The 22,004-nt window shown below is 58.5% G+C and carries 18 protein-coding genes; 13 read left to right on the forward strand and 5 right to left on the reverse strand.

The genetic code is table 11. The features are described from left to right. Positions 1-178 precede the first annotated feature (178 nt). Both VFE46_11645 and VFE46_11650 read right to left on the reverse strand, forming a co-directional pair. Positions 179-1,687: a Gfo/Idh/MocA family oxidoreductase gene (locus tag VFE46_11645; GenBank protein ID HZZ28646.1), complete on the reverse strand. Its 1,509-nt coding sequence runs from the start codon at positions 1,685-1,687 to the stop codon at positions 179-181. 853 nt (positions 1,688-2,540) lie between these two features. Beyond that, positions 2,541-3,122 carry a sigma-70 family RNA polymerase sigma factor gene (locus tag VFE46_11650; protein HZZ28647.1) on the reverse strand — a complete coding sequence of 194 codons (582 nt, stop codon included), beginning with the start codon at positions 3,120-3,122 and terminating at the stop codon, positions 2,541-2,543. A 602-nt stretch (positions 3,123-3,724) separates the two neighbouring features. Here VFE46_11650 and VFE46_11655 point away from each other — a divergent pair. Then, entirely contained in the window at positions 3,725-4,009 is a 285-nt protein-coding gene (locus VFE46_11655; GenBank protein ID HZZ28648.1) for a ferredoxin family protein, read from the forward strand. Positions 4,010-4,218: 209 nt separating this feature from the next. On the opposite strand, the gene nadA is transcribed toward VFE46_11655, so the two are convergent. Further along, positions 4,219-5,391 carry a quinolinate synthase NadA gene (gene nadA, locus VFE46_11660; protein ID HZZ28649.1) on the reverse strand — a complete coding sequence of 391 codons (1,173 nt, stop codon included), beginning with the start codon at positions 5,389-5,391 and terminating at the stop codon, positions 4,219-4,221. Between the two features lie 313 nt (positions 5,392-5,704). Here nadA and VFE46_11665 point away from each other — a divergent pair, with 313 nt between their 5' ends. From VFE46_11665 to VFE46_11720, 12 genes are all read left to right on the forward strand, one after another. Beyond that, a complete protein-coding gene (locus VFE46_11665) occupies positions 5,705-6,193 on the forward strand; it encodes a FliM/FliN family flagellar motor switch protein (GenBank protein HZZ28650.1) in 489 nt (162 codons plus the stop codon). Positions 6,194-6,348: 155 nt separating this feature from the next. Next, the gene (locus tag VFE46_11670) at positions 6,349-6,639 is read left to right on the forward strand and encodes a putative quinol monooxygenase (protein HZZ28651.1); all 291 of its coding nucleotides are present in this window, start codon (positions 6,349-6,351) and stop codon (positions 6,637-6,639) included. 96 nt (positions 6,640-6,735) lie between these two features. After that, positions 6,736-7,323, forward strand: coding sequence for an aminodeoxychorismate/anthranilate synthase component II (locus VFE46_11675; GenBank protein ID HZZ28652.1), 588 nt, complete (start codon positions 6,736-6,738; stop codon positions 7,321-7,323). 181 nt (positions 7,324-7,504) lie between these two features. Then, positions 7,505-8,824 carry a gephyrin-like molybdotransferase Glp gene (gene glp, locus VFE46_11680; GenBank protein HZZ28653.1) on the forward strand — a complete coding sequence of 440 codons (1,320 nt, stop codon included), beginning with the start codon at positions 7,505-7,507 and terminating at the stop codon, positions 8,822-8,824. A gap of 54 nt (positions 8,825-8,878) precedes the next feature. Next, complete coding sequence (lnt, locus tag VFE46_11685; protein HZZ28654.1) at positions 8,879-10,639, forward strand: apolipoprotein N-acyltransferase; 1,761 nt, start codon at positions 8,879-8,881, stop codon at positions 10,637-10,639. A 324-nt stretch (positions 10,640-10,963) separates the two neighbouring features. Next, positions 10,964-11,854 carry a hypothetical protein gene (locus VFE46_11690; GenBank protein ID HZZ28655.1) on the forward strand — a complete coding sequence of 297 codons (891 nt, stop codon included), beginning with the start codon at positions 10,964-10,966 and terminating at the stop codon, positions 11,852-11,854. Between the two features lie 2 nt (positions 11,855-11,856). Beyond that, positions 11,857-12,132 carry a hypothetical protein gene (locus VFE46_11695; protein ID HZZ28656.1) on the forward strand — a complete coding sequence of 92 codons (276 nt, stop codon included), beginning with the start codon at positions 11,857-11,859 and terminating at the stop codon, positions 12,130-12,132. A 35-nt stretch (positions 12,133-12,167) separates the two neighbouring features. Further along, complete coding sequence (locus tag VFE46_11700) at positions 12,168-13,217, forward strand: rod shape-determining protein (GenBank protein ID HZZ28657.1); 1,050 nt, start codon at positions 12,168-12,170, stop codon at positions 13,215-13,217. Beyond that, positions 13,204-14,199 (forward strand): rod shape-determining protein MreC, encoded by a 996-nt coding sequence (locus tag VFE46_11705; protein HZZ28658.1) that lies wholly within the window; start codon positions 13,204-13,206, stop codon positions 14,197-14,199. Before VFE46_11700 ends, VFE46_11705 begins: the two co-directional genes overlap by 14 nt. A 41-nt stretch (positions 14,200-14,240) precedes the next feature. Beyond that, complete coding sequence (gene mreD / locus VFE46_11710) at positions 14,241-14,732, forward strand: rod shape-determining protein MreD (protein HZZ28659.1); 492 nt, start codon at positions 14,241-14,243, stop codon at positions 14,730-14,732. Positions 14,733-14,763: 31 nt separating this feature from the next. After that, positions 14,764-17,028: a penicillin-binding transpeptidase domain-containing protein gene (locus tag VFE46_11715; GenBank protein HZZ28660.1), complete on the forward strand. Its 2,265-nt coding sequence runs from the start codon at positions 14,764-14,766 to the stop codon at positions 17,026-17,028. Between the two features lie 88 nt (positions 17,029-17,116). Then, the gene (locus VFE46_11720; protein HZZ28661.1) at positions 17,117-17,566 is read left to right on the forward strand and encodes a hypothetical protein; all 450 of its coding nucleotides are present in this window, start codon (positions 17,117-17,119) and stop codon (positions 17,564-17,566) included. Between the two features lie 730 nt (positions 17,567-18,296). Here VFE46_11720 and VFE46_11725 read toward each other — a convergent pair. Together VFE46_11725 and VFE46_11730 are read right to left on the reverse strand one after the other, a co-directional pair. Then, positions 18,297-18,782, reverse strand: coding sequence for a hypothetical protein (locus VFE46_11725; protein HZZ28662.1), 486 nt, complete (start codon positions 18,780-18,782; stop codon positions 18,297-18,299). A gap of 50 nt (positions 18,783-18,832) precedes the next feature. Next, positions 18,833-21,736 (reverse strand): Tex-like N-terminal domain-containing protein, encoded by a 2,904-nt coding sequence (locus VFE46_11730; protein HZZ28663.1) that lies wholly within the window; start codon positions 21,734-21,736, stop codon positions 18,833-18,835. Positions 21,737-22,004: the final 268 nt, after the last annotated feature.

Genomic DNA, 22,004 nt, shown 5'->3' on the forward strand with positions numbered 1-22,004 from the left:
TTAAACCATGCCCGGCTTTATGTCGCGGAAGCGAGGCACCCTCACCCCGGCCCTCTCCCATCAAGGGAGAGGGAGAAAATGATCGGGCACTTTGCCAAATGATCCCGGCACTTTGCCAAAGGGAGAGGGAGAAAATGATGCGATTCGCTCTCAAAGGGAGAGGGAGTAGCAGCCGGCCTCACACCTTAATTTCGTAGCCTTTGCGTTGCTCGCGGGCGAGCCAGTTATTGGCGTCGGTGTCGCCGACGATTTCTTCCTTGTCCGGATCCCACTTGAGGGTGCGGTTCAAGCGGAGCGAAATGTTGGCGAGATGACAGGTGCTGATGGCCCGATGATGGGTGAACACGTCGGAAATGGGAAGCGAGCGATCGCGCACGCACTCGATAAAGTTGGCCATGTGCGTGCCCCCTTCGGTGCCGTGCTCGGGCAGCTTTTTGCCTTTGCAGAGCTTGATGAGCACGTCTTGGGGAATGGGGTTATCGGCCAGGCCGGCCACGGCATCGCCGGAAATATCTTTCAGCGTATCGCGGGAAACTTTGATTTGCCCCTTGTCTCCTTCGATCCAAATACTGTCTTCGCTGCCGCTGGAAATGGTCAGCTCCGTGCCGTTGGGGAATTTGCAAACCACGTTGAACTTGCGGGGGCAATTGTACTGATCGTGAACGGTGGCAAAGCCGTTTTCGTAGGGGACGGGCATTTCGCCGGTCGATTCAATGCTGGTCGGCCCACTGTGGTCCATTTGCAGAGCCCATTGAGCAATGTCGACGTGGTGGGCGCCCCAATCGGTCAGCTTGCCGCCGGAGTATTCGTACCACCAGCGGAACTCGTAATGGGTGCGGCCGGCCGGAAAGCTGCGGTTAGACGATTGCCCTTTGGTGCCTTGCACGAAATCGAACACAGGCGCCTGGCCCTGCCACAACTCCCAATTGAGCTCCGCCGGCACGTCGACCTTGGGCAGGGCAGGGCAAACCGGATTGGCGCGAATCACAATTTTTGCGCGCTGCACGTTGCCCAGGCGGCCGGAATGGGCCATGGCCACGGCCTGCAAAAATTGCCGATCGAACAACAGCTTGGTGGGAGCGGCGTTTTTGGCGTCTTTTGAATCTTTCGCGTCCTTTTGATCCTTGGCGTCTTTGCTTTCTTTGCCGGCGTTGTCGTCCAGAATGCGCTGGCGGACTTGGAATTCGTCGCGCTGCTGGGTGCCCACTTGCACGACGCGGCCGGTTTGCTTTTGCACCTGGCAGATTTTTTTCCCCTCATCGATGGTCAACGTCATCGGCTTTTCGCAGTAAACGTCTTTGCCCGCCTGCATGGCTTCGATCAGAATTTTGCTGTGCCAGTGGTCGGGCGTGACGACGGTGACAATGTCGATATCTTTGCGATCCAAAATGCGGCGATAATCTTCAAAGGCCTCGGCTTTATCGCCCGCCACTTTCAGGCCGTTCTTTTCCAAGTGGTTTTTATCGACATCGCACACGGCCACAATGTCGCCGAATTTTTTCACTTGCGGGCCAATGGCGCCGTGCCAACGATCGCCGGTGCCAATGCAGCCGATCGTGTGGCGATCGCTTTTGGAACTATCTTGGGCGCCGGCTCGGCTGGTGAACCAGTACGGAGTTAAGGTGGCCGCGCCGGCGGCGGCAGCGGTTTGCAAAAACTGGCGGCGATTTGGTCCGCGGTGCAACATGGAAGTACCTCGTGAAGGCCAGGGGTTGGTTTGGAGAGGCCCCAAGCCAGAAGGCGCGGCGCAAAGAGAGCGCCTGCTGTCGACGGCTTAGCACCAATCCCCCCGAGACGACAAATGTTTGCGTCTCCTTGCCCACTACTGTAACTTCTGGCCGCGGCGGATGCAAAGAGGGTGCGCCAGCGCCGCCAAGTAGAAATTACGCTGCGGCAGACAGCGATGTGGCACACGAACGAGCCACGTCATGCGGCGTGATTGAATCGCTTGCCCGCCAAAGGGAGGCATCGTAGGTTACTCGCCGTACAGCGGTGTGTGGAACAGGAGGGCAGTGCCTAACTCGCCGAGGGCCAGGAATCTGAGCTGTGAGCAACCGCCCCCCTGATCGACAAACCGCTGAGTGAGAGAGTGAAGTTCCGGAAGCGAAAGCGGATTAATACTTGTATATGCACTGTAATTCAGCTTGTCAAGCATTGGCCGCCTTTTCCACAAAATAATTTCTGTGCCGCAGTAATTAGAAATCCGTCTCTCGGCCAATGAATTCGGGAACGAGAAAACGAACATAGCTCGGCTGTGCCAGTCGGGTGCCGAAGTCTTCGGCGGCTTGAAGGTTCGGCGGCAAAAAATCAGCCGGCATCAAAATCGAACGAGGGATGCTTTAGAGGCTGTTTCAAAACTGGGCTTCCATAAAGGGTGGCTGGGGTCGAGTGCCGCCGAGCCCCCAGTAAATGGGCTGCTGGGGGCTCCCTTCGGTCGACCCCCGGCCACCCGATTCTCAGTTTTGAAACAGCCTTTTAGAAAAATCGGCAGACACTCTCGCCCCGGCCTTCTCCCGGAGGGAGAGGGAGCAGTATGGCAATTATTCCGCGGCGATGCCGCTGGCCCGGCGCATTTTTTCGCGGGCCCGAGAGAGCGTGGGCCCAATGCTGTTTTCCGGCATGCCCACCGCCGAGCTGATTTCCTGATAGCTTTTGCCTTCCAAGTGATACATGCGCACTACTTGGGCTTCGGTCCCTTCCAGCTCTTCGAGCAGACGAGCCACTTCATCGCGATCGCTCACCGGTTGCCCCGGTGCAGCGCCGTTGGCCGGTTGTGATTGCACGGCCTGACGTGCGACCCCATCCCCAGTGTGCACGTTGCGGTTGTGAAGGAGCCGGTTAATGACTACGCGGCGGGTGATGACCGTCAGATACGTTGCCAAGCTCGATTCGGCACGGAAGCGGCGCAGCACGGCGAAATCGCCTTTGACAATCATCAAGAATACTTCGCCGACCAAATCTTCGCGGTCGTGTGGAGCGATGCGCAGGCCGCGGCTTTGGGTTGAATGATCGATCACATGCAGCACCAGGCCCATGTAACGATCGACGAAATCTTCCCACGCCCGGGGCTGTCGGGAGAGACAGCGGCTCAACAAATTGCGATCGATTTCCGACAGTGCCACAGCAACAACAACCTTTCGCCCCCGCCAACTGCCCGATGGTTAGGACGATTCCCAGGTTTCGGCGGAGCTGGATGATTCAGCCGCGGTCGCACCGACCGCGCCGCCGACACCTCCTGTGTTTCCAGGAATCGGAAATCCTGTGCGAACTGCAAACAAAAAGTCCGGACTTGCTCGAGCGCGCAAAGGCCCTACGCTTTAGATTTTACGTACAATAAATGGCTGAGGCAAGGCGAAAGAAATTGCGGCTACCAACCCAGTTCATCAGGAATTCTTGTCCGCCGCGCCGTTAAATCTGTGGGAATCTCCGACTTACCCCGACTGTGAGATGATCACGAGGGGGCTCGGTCGGTGCCGTCAAGAATTGCCTGGTCGGCACCGGCCGAATGTCTTTCCTGATCGGCACGCTAGATAGGGCCTCGGGCACGGCGAAAAAAGGACGCAAAACTTACGGCTTTGGCACGTCCAGAGCGGTTGACAGTGCCCGCCAGCGTTACTATGATTCGCGCAGAATCGCTGAATTACCCGCTCAAGTCTTTTCGATATAACAAGTTGTCTCTGGCAACCTGTGATGCAAAGTTTTCTGTGAAAGGAGTGGATGGTCAATGACTCACGTTGTCGCCGAGCCGTGCTTCGGATGCAAGTACACCGACTGTGTCGTGGTTTGCCCGGTCGAGTGCTTTTACGAAGGGGAAAAAATTCTGTACATCCACCCGGATGAATGCATCGATTGCGAAGCCTGCGTTCCGGAGTGCCCGGTCGAGGCCATCTTTCACGAAGATAATTTGCCTGAGCAATGGGCCGATTTCAAACAGCTCAATGCCGAAATGGCGCCGCAGTGCCCGGTGATTACGGAAAAGAAAGAGCCGCTGGCCAAGGAAAGTGAGTAGCAGCAAGCGCTGAAGGAAAGAATTGGTGCCGCGCGACATGTGCTTATCGTGCGCCTCTGTTAGTAGGATGACCGGAGCCGTCGAATTTTTCGATGGCTTTTTTTTCGCGCGAAGCTACGATTTGCTTCGCGCCATTCCGGGGGCTCGGCGGCCTCGACCCCGGCCACCCAAGCGCCCGGTCATCCAGGCTGCAGCGTAGTTAAAAAATTTCACTTCACTGCCAGCATCCGTTCCAGCGCCACCAAAGCGTAGTGGGCGGTTTCGGGCAGCACTTCGATGATGTTCACCGGCGTGCCCGCGGCCAGGTTTTCCAAGGCCCAGCAAAGATGCGCCAGGTCGATGCGGTACATCGTGGCGCACATGCAGACCACGGGCGAAAGAAAATGAATTTCCTGTTCCGGATGCTCGTGCTTCAAGCGGTTCACTAAATGCAGCTCGGTGCCGATGGCCCACTTGGTTCCCGGCGGCGCTTCGCTCACTGTGCGAATAATTTTGCTGGTGCTGCCGCTGACATCGCTTTTATCGACCACTTCCATCGCACATTCCGGATGGACCAGAATTTTGATGCCGGGAAATTTCGCGCGAAACGCATCGACGTGCTCGGGCCGGAACATGGCGTGTACGCTGCAATGTCCCTGCCAGAGGAGCACTTTGGAATTTTCGATGGCAGCGGCCGTGTTGCCACCGAGCGACGAAGCGGCGCCCGCCATGCTGGCGTGCGGATTCCACACGGCCATTTCGGCCAGCGGAATGCCCATGGCCTTGGCAGTGTTGCGGCCCAGGTGTTGATCCGGGAAAAACAGCACGCGCTTCGTGCGTTGGAAGGCCCAGTTTAAGACGGCGGCGGCATTGGACGACGTGCAAACAATGCCGCCATGCCGGCCGCAAAACGCTTTCAAGTTGGCGGCCGAGTTGATGTACGTGACCGGCGTGATGTCAGCCGTGTCGATGACTTCGCCCAGCTCTTCCCAGCAGCTTTCCACCTGATCGATGGCGGCCATATCGGCCATGGAGCAGCCGGCGGCCAGGTCGGGTAGCACTACGGTTACGCGCTCCCCGCCACGCTCCGCCAGTTTGTCGGGCCGGTTGGCGACGATGTCGGCGGTTTCGGCCATGAAGTGGACGCCGCAAAAAGCAATGGAGCGGCAATCGTGGCTGTCGGCCGCCATGCGGCTGAGCTGGTAGCTGTCGCCTTGTAAATCCGACAGCGCGATCACTTCGTCCTGCTGATAGTGATGCCCTAGAATCAATAACCGCGAGCCCAACTCTGCACGCACCGTATTGATGCGGCGCGCTAGCTCCTCGTTCGACAAGCCGCGATACGGCTTGAACTCCTGAGCTGGCAATCCGGAAGGTGTAAGTTGGGCAGTGCTAGCGGGCATGGGCAGTGTTCATGGTTGGTGATCAGTGACCGGTGGTCAGTGGTCAGTGCGGAATTATGGGCCAATTTGTTCGCTATGGAATTATATCGCGCTGGCGGTGCTAGCACACGCACAAACGTAGGGCCGAAAAACTCTGGGCAGAATGGCACATTGGAGCGGCAAAACAAGGCGACAACGCAAAGTTTGCCGCCTCAGCTAGCCGATGATGGAAGTGCGGTAAACGGCAATCATTCACCGTAAGGCCGGGGGCTGCATGTAAGCGGTAATCGCGGGCAGGGCAAACACAGCACCCAACCGAGCAATTTCAAGGCGCATGGCCGACGTCCCTAATTCTTCCGAAGCAACCGCCGAAGCCGACGCATCTGCCGAGGCGGCTGCCATTACACACGCGGCTGCGCCTGAAAGCGCAACCGGCCCGGTAGCCGCGGCAGCAAGTGAGATGCCGGTCGCCACGACGACACCGGAGGTGAACCCCAGCGATGTTGTGCAATCGAAGAGCGCAAGCCGGGCCGTGTCGCCGGCGTTTCCCAACTACACGCGCAATCTGCTAAATGTAAAAGTGCCGGTTACCGTGACGCTGGCGGCGAAAAAGCAACCGCTGAAGCAAATTTTGGAACTGGCGCCGGGTTCGCTTATTCAGTTTGACAAATCGTGCGATCAAACACTGGAGCTGTGCGTCGGCGATCAGTGCATTGCCAAAGGCGTGGCCGTGAAGGTGGGCGAGAAATTCGGCCTGCGCGTAAATGCACTTACATCGCCGGGCGAACGATTCCAAACGGTTAGACCGCTACGGGAACGCTAAATCGCGCTCCGCTTTGCGCGTCGCGGCTAAACTGCACAGCCGGCGAATGAATGTCGCCCGTAAACCATGCTAGGCGGCACTGGCCCGGCCTTGCGGCACGGGCTAAACTGAACGTAACTTCGTCCCTCGAATTTCGTCATTCGTCATTGATATCTATGCTTTATCTCAATATTTGGTTATCGGTGAAAGACGCGGCTGATGTCGAAAAGGTGAGCGGCCTGCTGGCGGAGCAAGCGCGGCTTTCGCGGGCAGAGCCCGGTTGTGTGCGGTTTGAAGTGTATCAATCGAACAATGACCCCACACGGTTTTTACTGACCGAGCGCTGGGAATCGCAAGCGGCCTTAGATACCCACCGGACCGCCAAGGCTTACACCACTGTGTACCATCCGCAAGTGCTGCCGCTGGTGAACCGCGAACCACACCCGTCGAAACTGGTGTCGGGCTAAGTAGAAAGTCGCGATCGTGGGTCGCGCAAAACTGCCAATCGACAATCAATGGATAGACCGGCGCGACCGACGGTCGCGGCTTTATATTTGAAGCGCATGATCGTGCTAATCGACAATTACGATTCGTTCACGTACAACCTGGTGCAGCGGTTGGGAGAGATCGATGCGGCGCTGGATTTGAAAGTGTTTCGCAACGATGAAATTTCGACTGACGAAATCGAGCGGCTGGCCCCTTCGCATTTGATAATTTCCCCCGGGCCATGCACTCCCAGCGAGGCGGGCATTTCGTGCGCGTGCATCGAGCGGTTTTCCGGCAAGCTGCCAATTTTGGGCGTCTGCTTGGGGCATCAATCCATTGGCCAGGCCACCGGCGGACGCATTGTGCGGGCCAAGCAGCTGATGCACGGCAAAGTAGACCGCATTCATCACACGGGGCGCGATTTGTTTGCGGGCCTGCCGAATCCGTTCGAGGCCACGCGCTACCATAGCCTGGTGATTGAGCCAGGCACGCTTTCGCCGGAATACGAAATGACCGCCTGGGCCGACGCTCCCGATGGAGGCCGCGAAATTATGGGCATACGGCACCGGCGGCATCCCACATTCGGCTTGCAGTTTCATCCGGAAAGTTTTTTAACGCCGGGTGGGTACGACATTCTGCGGCGGTTTTTGGCAGTGCGAGAATAAAGGCAGAATGCAGAATGCAGAAAAAGAAGAGCAAAACGGGCAAAAGGAAGAACAGCAGCCAAATCGACGCACAAAAACCGTGGATTGTTTAGAATAGTCCAGCGGTAAGATTTTTGGTGTTGCCTTCCGGGTTCATCTTTCTGCCTTTCGCCTTCTGCTTTTTGCCTTCTGCCTTTTTCTTATGCTTTCTGTTGCTGATGCGTTGAACCACATTCTTGAACACGCGCGGACCAAGCTGCCCGGTGAAGTCGCGCTGGCCGAGGCGGTGGGACTCGTGCTTGCCGAAGAAGTCGCCAGCGACATCGACAGCCCGCCGCACGATAAAGCAATGGTCGATGGCTATGCGGTGCTCTCGGCCGATGTGGTCGCGGGCCGGGCAAAGTTGGGCGTGCTGGAAGAAATTACTGCCGGCGCTGTTCCCACGTGCAAAGTTATTCCCGGCTTCTGCTCGCGCATTATGACCGGCGCGCCGCTGCCTGCGGGCGCCGATGCGGTGGTGATGGTGGAGCGCACGGGCTTCAACCCCTCACCCCTCACCCCTCTCCCACAAGGGGCGAGGGGAATTCTGGGAACAGTTGAAATTCACGATGAACGGTTTCGCGCGGGCCAAAACATCATGCGGCGCGGCAAATCGCTGCGGCAGGGAGAAACCGTGTTGCACAGCGGCGTGGAATTAGGGCCGGCGGAAATTGGTTTGCTGGCCGAAGTGGGGCACACGCAAATTCGCGCGATTCCGCTGGTGAAGATGGCCATGGTTTCCACCGGCAACGAATTGCTGCCGGCCGATCAAAAACCGACTGCGGGAAAAATTCGCAATTCCAATGGGCCCTTGCTGGCCGCGGCGGCTCAACGAGCCGGAGCGACGCCGGTCGATTTAGGAATTGTGCGCGACGAACCTCACGAACTGCGGCGCTGCTTTCGTGCCGGCTTGGAAAGTGACGTGCTGGTCATTTCCGGCGGTGTTTCGGCCGGTGTGCTCGATTTAGTCCCCGCCGTGCTGGTCGAGCTGGGCGTGCGGCAGGTGTTTCACAAAGTCGATTTGAAACCTGGTAAACCCTTGTGGTTTGGGGTGTGCGAAAAACCGTTGGGCGATGGATCGAGCAATCCCAAGAGCAACCCCCGGGCAGAGCCCGGAGCTAACGTCGGCGATCGCACTTTAGTATTTGGTCTTCCGGGCAACCCGGTGAGCAGCTTGGTTTGTTTCGAGCTATTCGTGAAGCCGGCGATCGCGCGCCTGGCGGGTCGGCATTGGGAATCCCCGCATCCAGTGCGGCGCGCGAAACTCACGCGGGAATTTTCGCAGCGGAGCGATCGGCCAACGTACTATCCGGCGCTAGTTGTATCTTCCGCCGAAGGATTGCTGGCGGAGCCCAAGGCGTGGCAAGGTTCGGCCGATTTACGGGGCTTTGCCGGCGCGAATGCACTGCTCGTGTTTCCGGCCGGCGAAAAAATTTACGCCGCCGGCGAGGCTGTGGATGTGCTCATGTTGTCAACGGCGTAGAGCCGGCCGCCAATCAATCTGGTTTCAAAGCAGCAGTTGCTTTACTCTGGAGGCATGGCAGTAACCAGCGCCAGTACAAAAAATCAACCTCGTACCTTTCCCGCGAAGAATTCGCCTGATGCAACCGCGGTGGGCAATTCTTCCTTGGCACTGCGCACGTGGGCGTGGCTGCAGACCACCCTGGGATTAGGCTTGCTCGGCAGCTTGCTGATGTATTTAGCGCAGCCGCCGTGCAAATGGTGGCTGTTAGCGTGGATTGCGCCAGTGCCGTGGCTGCTGTTGTGCCGGCAGGCCAAACTGGTCGGGCGCAGGCCCTACCGCGCTTTGTGGCTGGCCGGGTTTGTGTTCTGGCTGGGGGCGATTCACTGGCTGCGCTTGCCCCACTGGATCACGTATTTCGGCTGGCTCGCGCTGTCGTTTTATTTGGCGTTTTACGTGCCCGTGTTTGTCGGACTGGTGCGCGTCGCGGTACAGCGGCTGGGAATTTCGATTGTCGTGGCCGCGCCGGTCGTGTGGACCGGCTTGGAGCTGGCTCGCGGGCATTTGCTCAGCGGCTTTACCATGGGGGCCTTGTCGCACACACAAGTCCATTGGCTGGCGTTCATTCAAATTGCCGACGTCATTGGCGATTACGGCACTAGTGGGCTGGTGATGTTGGTCGCCGCTTGCATAGCCCGAACAATTCCATGGCGCAGGCAGCGATTTACGCTGTGGCCCATCGCTCCGCTGCCGCTGGTGCTTGCCGGAGCGGTTGTCTACGGTTCTTGGCGCACTGCGGGCGTCATCACGCGGCCGGGCCCCACGGTGGCGCTGATTCAGGGCTCGATCGATGTGGAAGTAAAAACCGACGAAAAGCAGCTCAACGCGGTGCTGGCGGAATATCTGCGGCTTTCGAAGCAAGCGCTCCAGGAGCAGCCGAATTTAGATTTGCTGGTGTGGCCGGAAACCATGTATCCCAATCCGCTCTACACGTTTGCGCCGGGCTTTCAACCGCCCACGAAATGGGAAAACACGCCCGAGGAAATGTCGCAGTGGAGCCTGAAGAATTTGCACGACATGCAAGAATATTTCCACGGCATCGTGGAAGATAAATTCAATGCTCCGCTGCCGCCGCCGTTATTGATCGGCATCGACGCGGCGCATTACAGCAACGAGGGAAGCGAGCATTCCCAGTCCGATTATTTCAACAGCGCACTGTTTGTCGATTCGCAAGGCAATCCGTTGGCCCGGTACGACAAAATGCATCCGGTCATGTTCGGCGAGTACATTCCGCTGGCAGAGTATTTGCCATTTTTGTACAAAATTACGCCGCTGACCGGCGGCCTAACATCGGGCACGAAGGCGGTTTCGCAAAAACTGGGCGACTTTCGTTATGCACCCAACATTTGCTACGAAACGGTCGTTCCGCATCTCATTCGCCGCCAAGTGTGGCAACTGCGCGCGCAAGGCGAAGAGCCCGACGTGCTGGTGAACATCACCAACGACGGCTGGTTCCGCGGTTCCAGCGAGCTCGATATGCACCTGGCTTGCGGTGTGTTTCGGGCCGTCGAAATGCGCAAGCCGCTGTTGATCGCGGCCAATACCGGTTTTTCCGCCTGGATCGATAGCGACGGCCGCATCGTGCAGCAGGGACCACGACGGGCCGCCGAGGTGATTATTGCCCAGCCGGAGCTGGATTCACGGCGGAGCTTTTATCTTGACCACGGCGATTTGATTCCGGGCCTGTGTCTGGCCGGCTGCTTGGGATTGGCCGCCGTAGGGCTGTGGGATTGGCGTAGCCGGCGGCGCGGAAAGCCCGACATGGCCATGAATTAGAGCCGAATGGCGTTCTTTCATGTGGGAGGGTCATTGTGGCATCCTATTTTTCTCAGATTACCGATTTTCGCAGAGTCTCAATTGACATTTTTGCTCGTCCGCAATTATACTAAACGAGTTAGTTCAGGGAACTTATCTCCTGACAGATTAGGTACTTATCGACCCTGCCAATCGGTGTGGAACGCCGAGTTGCCGGGTAGGTTGTCGCCGCTGGTAATCGAAGCGCGGGTAACTCAAGGAACCGGCAGATTTTTCCCCGCGCCCTTTGCGGCGGCCAAAGCAGCTTGCGCCGGAGGGTAGTCCGGCTGCAGGGAGCAAAAAACGATGAACCTTGTCGGCAGAATTTTTGTGGTGCTCGTGCTGATCATGAGCATTGTGTTCGCCACGTTTTCGATCATGGTTTATTCGGCGCATCGCAATTGGCGCGAAGAAATTACGCGCACCGCCGCCGAAGTGCATGGCAACCAAACGGTCGGCTACAAAGAGCAGTTGAAAAGCTCCCGCGAGGAAAATGCCCGGCTGACCAACGAGCGCGACCAAATGGAATTGCAGCTCAACGCCGAGAAGACGGCGAAAATTCAAGCCCTGGCCAAAGCGGAAGCGGAAATCGACAACCTGGCCAAGGAGAACAAGGAGCGCTCGCAGCAATTGGCCGCCAAGGAAGCCGATTTGGCCGCCAACACGAATGCCTTGCACGTGGCGCAAGATAATCTTTCCAATTTGACCACCGAAGTGCAAAAGCTGCGCACCGAAATCGCCGCTTCCCAAAAAGAAACCGACGAGCAAATTAAAATGGCTACCGATTTCGCCGACAAGCTGGCGGTGGCCAACGGCATTCTGGCCAATTTACAAGAACGCAACACGCAATTGGCCACCGATGTGAGCAAAGCCAAAATGATCCTCACGGGCCTGGGCCTGTCGATTGAAGATCCGGCCGACGCCAGTCGCATTCCCGTGGCCGGCCTGATCACCGCCGTATCGCACAGCAAAGTGCAGCTTTCCATCGGCACCGACGACGGCGTGCGCGTGGGACAGGAATTGGATATTTATCGCGGCGAAAAATACGTGGGCAAAGTGCGGGTCATTGAGGTGAAGCCCGACGGCGCCGTTGCTACCATCCTGACCGAATACCAACAATACCCAATTCAAAAGCAAGACAGCGTCGGCAGCCAACTGCAAACCAAGCTGCTGCAAGCTTCGCACACAGGGGGATAATTATGTCGCTGGGCGATCTTGGTCAACCGGAAGCGAGCAGCCGTGGCATGTTCGTGCTGAAGCAATCGGCCAACATTTACACGGCGATGATGATTTTGGCATTTGTGTTCATTTGCATCGGTTGCCTGTTTTTGTTCCTGGAAATGAAGGCGTATGGCTTGCACGTAACCGTTCCCGCCGATGCGAAAGTGCCGCAGGCCACGTGGATGCTGCCCTCGCACTCGGCGATTGTTTCGGCACAGCCGGTTCCGCGGATCATGGAAGTTCCGCCGGTTTAATTTTCGATTTTCTACTTTTCGCATTGTGAGCAAGGATGCTCCGTCGTCTCTCCACGCTGCTGCATGCAGATTTAGCCATTGACCTGGGCACGGCGGCCACTCGGGTGGCGCTGCCGGGCGAAGGCCTGGTGCTGGAAGAACCTTCGGTCGTGGCGGTTTCGCGCAGCGCCAATCGCTTGCTCTCCGGCGGATGCGCCGTGGGGCATTTGGCGCGGCAAATGTTGGGCCGCACGCCCGACTCCGTCAGCGTGGTGCGCCCGCTGGCCGGGGGCGTGATTACGAATTTTCATTTATGCGAGGCCATGCTGCGCTATTTTCTGCGCAAAGCCCGGCCAATGCGATTCGGCTTGCGGCCCCGGCTGTTACTGGCGGCGCCGGCTTGCCTCACGCCGGTGGAAAAACATGCCATTTACACGAGCGCCCATCGTGCCGGCGCCGGCCGTGTGATGTTGGTCGGCGTGGCGCAGGCGGCGGCGCTGGGATTGCGGCTGCCTGTGGCCGAGCCGGTCGCCAGCATGCTGATCGACATTGGCGCCGGCGCAACCGAAGTGGCCGTGCTGAGCTTGGGAGGCGTGGTCTCGCAGCATTCGTGCCACACCGGCGGCGATCAAATGGATCAGGCCATTGTCGACCATCTGCGCCGCAGCCACGGCTTGCGCGTGGGCCTGGCGACCGCCGAGCAGTTGCGAATGGAGCTGGGCAGCGCCTGGCCCGTCGATGACGATCGCGCGAGTGAAGTGCGGGGGCTCGATTTAGCCAACGGCCTGCCGCGGCGGATGGAAATGAACGCGGCCCAAGTGCGCGCGGCGCTAAACGCTCCGCTGGAAAGAATTTTGGAAACGGTGCGGGCCACGCTCGACAAATGCAGCCCCGATTTGGTTTCCGATTTGGTCGAGCGGGGCGTGGAACTGTGCGGCGGCGGCTCGCTGCTGACGGGCTTGGATCGCTGGATTACCGAGCGAACCGGGCTACCGGCGCGTGTGGCGGCGGAACCAACCACGGCCGTTGTGCAGGGAACGCTGACCTGCCTGGAACATCTCGATACGTGGCGCAGTTTTGTGGAATCGAGCGATGCAAGCTTCTGACCCGTTGGTTGAGCGCTGGCGGCGGATGTCGCCCGCCGTGATTTTGGCGGCGGTGTTGGCCGTTGCGCTGGGGTTGGGACTTGCGCCGCCGGCCAGCACCCACTGGCTGCGTGACGCCTGGCGGGAAGCATTGCGGCCTGGCTTAGTGGCGCTGGGGGGCACCACGGGCTGGATGGAAAATCGCTGGGCGGAATTCCGCTGCGGAGATTCGCGGCTGCCGGAAGCGGAGCAAACAATTGCGGCGCTCAACGATCAAGTGCGCGCCTTGCAAACGCAACTGCTGGTGGCGCACAGCGAGCGCAGCGGAAGCACGGCCGGGGGGGCCCAGGATGATGCGCACCCGCCGCTGTTAATTACGCAAACAATTGGCGCCCGCGTGTTGGGTCGGCAAGCGCAACTGTTTTTGCCGCCGCGCGATTTGCTCGACGTGGGCCGAACGAAAGGCGCCCGGCCGCAAGCGCTGGTAATCGACGATGAAGCCGCGGCCAAATCCAGCGGATCTGCCGCACCGCTGTTGGACCAAGGAGAAGATGCCGCGGTGGAGCGTGGCCGATTGGTCGTGGCCGGCAGCCGGGTGTGGGGCAAAGTGGCCGAAGCCGGCCCGCACACCTGCACCGTGCAGCGCGCGACCGACGCGGGTTATCGCGACCTTGTGCAATTGGCTCGACCAAAAGAAGGACGACTTCAATTTACAGCCCGGGGCATGTTGGTGGGCCGGGGCGCAGCGCTGTGCAAAATTGAAATGGTGGAAGCCACGGATCAAGTGACTGTCGGCGATTTAGTGTTCACCGCAGAGGACGGCGCGCTGGAGGCGCCGCTGCTTTATGGCCGTGTGACACGCGTGGAGCGTAAGCCGGGCGGTACGCAATGGGAAATTTGGATGGAGCCGGCGGTGGACAGCCGTTCGTTGCCAATCCATGTGGCGGTATTGCGAGTGGAGTTGAATGCCAGTCGATTGGCCAGTGCGAATAGTGCTCAGTGATCAGCGCGAATAGTGGTCAGTGATCGGTGGTCAGAAAATATATGTCGTCGTTTTTATTCATTCCGATGCTGTACTTGGCCGCCGTGCTGCAAACGTGGTTTGCAATTCGGTGGGATGCGCTGGGCGTGGGGCCGAACTTGCTGGTGCTGGTCGGATTTTCGTGGCTGACACAAGCCGGCAGCCGGCGCGGCCTGCTGGTGGCGGCGCTGGCCGGCCTGGTAAGCGATTTGAATTCCCCAATGCCGCTGGGCTGGGCAGTCGCCTTGTTTGCCGGGTTTGCGTATGGCGTGGTGTGGCTGCGGCAGCGGATCTGCTTAGATAGCTTTCCGGCGCAACTGGGGGTGGTGTGGAGTGCGGCGGCAGGCATCACACTGGCGCAGGGATTATTGAGCATGTGGTCTGCCCAGGCCCCGGCCACATGGAGCATGCTGGTGCAACGCAGCGCGCTGGTCGGGCTGTACACCATGTGCGTGGCGATTCCAATTTTAGTGTTTGTGTTCTGGCGGCGCGATCCGCAAAAACAATTCGGCTAAGCCCAGTGCGGATGGACGTGGGGCAATAAGCATGAAGATTGAACCGGCCGCCGGCCAATTATCTCCCGCCATGCTGCGCAATCGCTTGCGCTGGATGCTGGCAATCATTGTGATGTTATTTCTAACGGTGTATGTCCGGCTGATCGCTTTGGAGGTGCGCGATGGGGCGGAATATCGCGCCATGGCCACCGAGCCGACCGTCCGCAGGCAAACGTCCCCCGGCATGCGCGGTCGGATATTGGCCCGTGATGGCACCGTGCTGGCCTGCGACGAGCCGGTGGTGAATTTGGCGGTGAATTATCGCTGGCTGGAGGAGCCTGCCGACCCGCGCTGGCTAGTGCGGACGGTGCGGGCCCGGCTGTCGTCTGCCCAGCGGCGCGACAAGCAGCTTGTCGCGGAAGAAACGGAGCGTTTTCTCGCCGAGCGAAAGGAATTATGGGCGCGCTTGGCGGCCCTGTGTGGCTGGACCGAATCGCAGTGGCAGGCGCAAAGGGAACGCGTTCAACAACAGGTGGAGGCCATTTCCGCGAGCGTGAATGCGCGGCATCAAAATGGGTCTGGTGTGAAGCCTCGTGCGGCGCGCATGGAAGATGCGAATGTAGATACGCCAACGGGGGTACTCTCGCTGGTGGGACGCAGCATTGCCGATGCGTTTTTCTCCTGGGACGACATTGCGTCTCCACCCCCGGTTACCGTTTCGGAGGAGTTAACCGAGCACCTGGTATTCGAAGGGCTGCCGCTGGACGCCGTGGCCGAAATCGAAACGCATCCGCTGAATTATCCCGGCGTAAAGTTAATTCACTCGTACCGCCGGACCTATCCGCAAGGAGCGTTGGCGGCGCACACCGTGGGGTATCTGGGCCATCCCAAGGCGGAAGAAATTGCAAAATCGAGCGGCCGGCAACCTCGCCCGGGTTATCTCGCAGAACATGATGGCGAAAGCCCCGATGCCTACCAGCCCGACGATTGGCTTGGCCGGGCGGGCATCGAACGTCAATACGAAGCGGTGCTGCGCGGACGGCGCGGTTTAACGACCGAGCAACTTGACGGCCAAGGCCGCATCATCAATTCCTCCGTCGTTTATCAACCGAAGTGTGGCGAGGATGTGGTGCTAACGATCGATCCGGCATTACAACGGGGCGCACAAACATTGTTGGATGAAGCGCTGAACCGGCGGCTTCCGTGCGGCAATGAACAAGTGGATGCCGCAGCCGGCGGCGCGCTGGTGGCCATCGACGTGCATACTGGCGCGGTGCTAGCCGCAGCCTCGGCGCCACGGTTCGATCCAAACCGCTTTCAACTTCGCGACAACAAAACCATTGAAGGCTGGTTGAACGATCCGACCCGGCCGCTGCTGGATCGCAGCGTGCAAATGGCGTTGCCCCCCGGCTCGGTTTTCAAAATTGTGTCGGCGGCCGCGCTCTTGGCCGCAGGAGTAGATCCCCAGGCTCCGCTGGAGTGCCAGGGATATTTGCATCAGCCCGACGTGCTGCGCTGTGCGGTGTATCGACGCTATGGCATTGGGCACGGGCCAGTGACCATGGTCGACGCCTTGGCCCGCAGCTGCAACGTGTATTTCTTTCACTACGCCGAACTGGTGGGCGGAAAGCCCCTCGTCGATTGGGCCGGCCGGTTAGGATTGGGCCAAAAAACAGGAATTGATTTGCCCGGCGAAGCGAGCGGTAAAATTCCAGTCGGTGCCGCCAAGCAGGCAACAAAGGCTGTTGCGTCAAACATTCCGCGGCCAGATGCCTTGATGATGGCCATTGGCCAGGGCCCAATCACCACCACGCCGTTGCAAATTGTGCGCGCGGTGGCAGCCATGGCCAATGGCGGATTGTTGGTCACTCCTTATACGGCGGAACGATTGATTACACCGGCCAGCGCAATTAGCGACGCCATTTCACACCAGCCGCCGGAGCCGGTCAGGGGGCTCAACGCCCAAAACTTGGCAGTCATTCAAAAGGGATTGCGGCAAGTCGTCGCCGATGAGCAGGGTACCGCGCATGCCGTGCTCGATTTAGCGCCTGTGCCCATCGCCGGGAAAACAGGCACGGCAGAAACCGGCGGAAGCTTGCCAGAACATGCCTGGTTTGCCGGCTATGCTCCTGCCAATGACCCGCAGGTGGCATTTGTCGTCGTCATTGAGCACGGCGGCAATTCGGCCCCCGCGACTGGCCCCATCGTAGAGTATTTGGCAATGCGCATGGAGGAGTTGGGCTATTTTGGAAACCGGAGCCAACGGGTAGCGGCAGGCATCGGCCGTGGCAGGCCACAACCTGATATGGTTAAATGACCGGCCCTCCTCCGCCAGGCTGTGAATCGGCTCGGCTCAAATCAGCCGCTGGGCGAACTCTACTTGCTATCAATCTGTCTTCGCCCGCATGGCCGAACTGCCCACCATTGATGATGAAACGTTTCGCAAGCAGTTTGAAGATTGCGTCTTCCCGGCAGATCAATGGCATCATCGAGAACACGTAAAGATTGCCTATCTTTACTTGCAGCATTATCCGCTGTCAGAAGCGGTCGAGCAAATGCGAACTGCACTCAAACGATACAACGCGGCGCAGCAGGTTCCAGACGCGCTCGATCGTGGGTATCACGAAAGGCTCACACTGGCTTGGATGCGCTTAGTGCACTTCACGCTTTGTGAATATGGCCCGGCTGATAATGCTGATGCGTTCTACCAGCAGCATCCGCAATTGTGGCAAATGAAAGTGCTGCGGCTGTTTTATTCGCGCGAGAGAATCATGTCTTGGGAAGCAAAAAAGAATTTCTTGCCGCCAGATATCACGAAACTTCCGGAGCCAAAATCTTCTCAGTCAAGCTGTTGACGCGAACGTAAATCTTGTATTAACAGGAACTTGAGCTGCGATAATTCGCTATCTTATCAAACCCCGTAAGTTTTCTATTTTTACATGCATATTCGGCCAGGGGCTTGTCGGCTAGTAACCCATTTGGTCTAAGGGTTGCACCATCGAACGTTAAATACTTCCCAACCTAGCGATTTTCACATTGCCGTTGAGAAGTGTTGAATGTCGGTGGTCACAGGGCAAGGCTGTGGTAGCACGGTCTGCTGCTTGTCCGGGATGGCGGAAGAGCTCCCGCTGTGTATGGCAAGCACTGTGACTGTTGTGTTTTGTTGACCCTTCGATGTTTCATGTCAGTGGAGGATTTTGTTATGAAGATCGTTAAAGTTGTGATTTTGGCTGTGGCTGTTGTGGCTGCCTCGTTGCCTGAACTGTCTCAGGCTTGCGGTCGCCGCTGCCGTCGTTCCTGCTGTGAGTCCTCTTGCTGCTCCAGTTGTTCTTCTGGCTGCAGCTCGGGTTGCACTAGCAGCGGTTGCGAAGCCGCCAAGTAAGTCCTGTTAACTTGGGATGGATTCCAAACTTGACCGCACGGAAGATGGCGGTCGCTTGACCGATATATGCCCCGCTCTTGACGGCTTCGGCTGGCAAGCGCGGGGCAATTCTTTTGGGTCCTCAAAACAAGGGCGCGCCATGCGAGCCAAAACTCCCGACTGACACAGTCGGGCTAAGTTCACGCGGCCCTAGCTCAGAATCATTACTGTTTGGCCGCGTACAGCTCCGCGTATTCCAGCACCCACAGATCAATCATTTCCATGAACCGCTCCAAATGCACGTCGGCCAACGGCTGGAAATGAGTGCGGTTATATATTTCCTTGTTGCGGATGGTTCCATGGGCAGTTAGTTCCAACACCCGAGCCGAGCTATACGGCCGAACCGTCGTTTCCAGCCGGCTAAATACATTGGAACGCGGTTGCCCGCGAGAGAAATCAGCATCGTCGCGGCTGACCGCCGCCCCCCAACCCCGATCGCTGACAACGTTCTCGTATTTAAAGCCGGGAAAGTGTTGCGGCAACCGGCGGAGGCACATTTCCACATGTTCCGAAAGCTGCAGGCGATACTGCGAGTGCAAACGCTTGCATTGCTCCTCGCTAAGTGCTTGGGCGGCCTCCGCTCCGCGCCGCTGTTGGGCTGCCTGATTGCCCCGTTGAATCGCACGTTGAAGCCGCTCGTCAAAATCCACTGGCAAGAGTCCGGGAAGAGGGAAACAAGGAAAAGGGGTGAAGACTACCGCTAGGCGGTCGAATCGGCCGGAGCGGAGGATGCTATATCAGGCGCTGCCTCAACCGGTTGCCCAGCAGGTTCGCTGGTCTGGGCGGAATGCATTGGCACTTCCGCAGGAGACGTGCCGCTGGGCGTTGGTTCCTGGTGTGCTACGTCCACATGCGCGTTGCTTTCAGCAATTTGCGGAGCTTGGGTATCTGGCTTCGTTTGCGCCGAATTGGACTGTGGTTGCTGTGCAGCGACGGGGGACGCATCTTCCTGGTCCGTATTGAGTTGATGAAACTGAAACAAATCGCTGAATGTGCGAAGCGGTTCTTTGCCTTCTTTCATCGCCTTCGTAATGGGAATTAGCGGCTTGGGTTTGGGCTTGGGACCGCGCGAATGAGCGTGTTGATGTTGTTGATGCGGGCGACCGCCCGAACCACCATAGCGCTTGCCGCCGATGTGGGGTGGACGAACGCCGGAACCCCGGCCGGCACCGGAAGGCGGCGCGGATGTTGGTGGGCTTGAACCTTCTCCGGCGGCAATCGGTGGCGCCTGGCCGCCAGCTTCGGAAGGTTGTGACCCGGCGTTGCCATTTCCGGCGGCAGCAGGCGCCCGGCCTGGACGCGCAGGACGCTGGCGTCGCGGCGGACGTTCTCCACGGGGCGCCCTTTCGCCGCGTGGCGGTCGGGCTTGCTGCCCCTCTCCACTGGCTGGTCCCCGATGCGGTTCATGCCGCGGCGTGCCGGGAGCAATCATCGTTAGTGAAACACGGCGGCGGGTTTTATCCACCTCCACCACCCAGACTTTGACAATGTCGCCCACCGAAACCACATCGTGCGGATCGCGCACAAACCGGTTGGCCAGTTGGCTGACATGCACCAGCCCACTATCGTGCAGGCCGATATCGACAAACGCTCCGAAATCGACCACGTTCAAGACGCTGCCCATCAATTCCATGCTGGGCTGTAAATCTTCCAGCTTCAGCACGCCACGCTTGAAAATAGGCTGCGGTAAATCTTCGCGCGGGTCACGGCCCGGGCGGGTAAGTTGCGCCAAAATATCACGCAGCGTAAGCAAGCCCACTTGCCAATCGGCGGCCAACTGCTCGGCCTGCCCTGCGAGTTCCGAAATTTTTTGGGCCACCGCCGCGATGTTTTCTTTCTGCCGTAAATCGTCGATCGAAAAGCCTAGCTTGCCCAAAATTTTTCGGGCGACTTCGTAACTCTCGGGATGAATCCAGGTGGCATCCAGGGGATTGTCGCCATCGGCAATTTTCAAAAAGCCTGCCGCTTGCACGAATGTGGCTTCCCCGAAGCCCGATACTTCTTTCAACTGCTCCAAATTGCGGAACGGACCGTTGGCCAGACGGTGATCGTACAACCGCCGGGCCGTAAGTTGATTCAGTCCGCTGACGTAGCGCAACAGCGCCGGGCTGGCCGTGTTCAAATCGACGCCCACGTAATTTACGCACGATTCGACAACAGCATCCAGCGAAGTTCGCAGATGCTTGGCTTTCACGTCGTGCTGATACAGCCCTACGCCCAAGCTGCCGGGATCGATTTTTACCAGTTCGCTCAGGGGATCCAGCAATCGCCGGCCGATGTTAATGGCGCTGCGGAGAGTGGCATCGTACTCGGGTAGTTCCTCGCGGCCCAAGGGACTAGTGGAATACACGCTGGCGCCGGCTTCGTTCACAATGACGTAGGCCACGCCGTCGTCTTTCAGTTCGTTGGCTAACAGCTCGGCCAGCAAATCTTCCGTTTCGCGGCAGGCGGTGCCATTGCCCAGCGCCATGACGGCCAGATTGTGCTGCTTGATGAGCTCGATCAGCTTCGCGCGGCCTTCGGCTTTGCGTTCGTCTTTGCCGACCAAGTGAATCACCGCTTGATCCAGCAAATTGCCAAATTCGTCCAGCGCCGCCAGTTTGCAACCGCTTTTAAAGCCTGGATCCAGCGCCAGCACGCGCCTTCCACGCACCGGAGGCAACAGCAGCAAATTACGCAAATTCTTGGCGAACACCACCACGGCGTGCGCTTCAGCCGCATCGGTCATTTCGCGGCGAATTTCCCGCTCCAAGCTGGGCAGCACCAACCGTTGCAGTGCATCGCGGGCGCAACCTTTGATGAATTCGGCATGCGGATGTTCCGGGGGCGTGACAAAAGTTTCGATTTCCTGAATCAACCCCGCATCGTCGGCTTCGATTTTCACGCGGAGCATTTTTGCCCGCTCGCCGCGATTGATGGCCAACACCCGGTGCGGAGGAATTTTGCCCAGCGGTTCTTTAAAATCGAAATAATCGCGGAATTCTTTTCCCTGGGCCTCGGCGATTTCGGTTTTGGTGCAGACCAAGCGCCCGGTCTTTTTGACAATCCGCCGCAAGCGGGAACGCAAATCTGCCCGTTCGCTGAAATCTTCCGCCAGAATGTGGCCCACGCCCAGCAGCACATCGGCCACGGTGGCCAACTGCCGGTCGGGATCGACGAAATCAGCAGCCCGGCGGTCCAAGTCGGCAGCGGCCGAACTGGCCTGCAACACTTCCTCGGCCAACGGCTCCAGCTTCCGTTCCCGAGCCAACGTAGCCAGCGACTGCTTCTTTGGCTTGTAAGGCAGGTACAGGTCTTCCAGCCACTTGATGTTTTCGGCCCGTTCGATGGCTTGCGCCAATTCGGGAGTGAGCTTGCCTTGGCTGTCGATGGAGCGGAGGATGGTTTGCTTCCGCTCGACCAGCATTCGCAGGCGACTTACCTGATCTTGAATGCAGCGAATTTGTTCTTCGTCCAAGCCGCCGGTCTGATCTTTGCGATACCGGGTGATAAACGGAATGGTGTTGCCGGCATCTAACAACTGCGCGGCGCTTTCGACTTGCGCCAGCGGCAGCGAAAGATGATGGGCTACAGGCGCAAGATCAATGGTAGTGGTAAAGCCCATGCAATGGAGCCAGGTGACCGCATCTCATCAGAGTCGCGAATATCGCACCGGAGATGCTCGGTTAGCGTGTGCGCGTGAGTTGCAAGTGAAACTGCCCTTGCGGCCAACGAAGCGAATATAAAAAAGACGCGCACCGTTTAGGCTGCGCGAGTGTTACACTGCCACAATGTACGCTGCGGTTGGTAAAGTTGTCAAGCTGGGGCAATTACCATGGCGGCCGATTCATTTTTCCACTCGAATTGCTTGCGGTCGGCCGGCGCGTTATTCT

The organism is Pirellulales bacterium, from assembly GCA_035656635.1.
In the GTDB taxonomy this organism is placed as follows: Bacteria; Planctomycetota; Planctomycetia; order Pirellulales; family JADZDJ01; genus DATJYL01.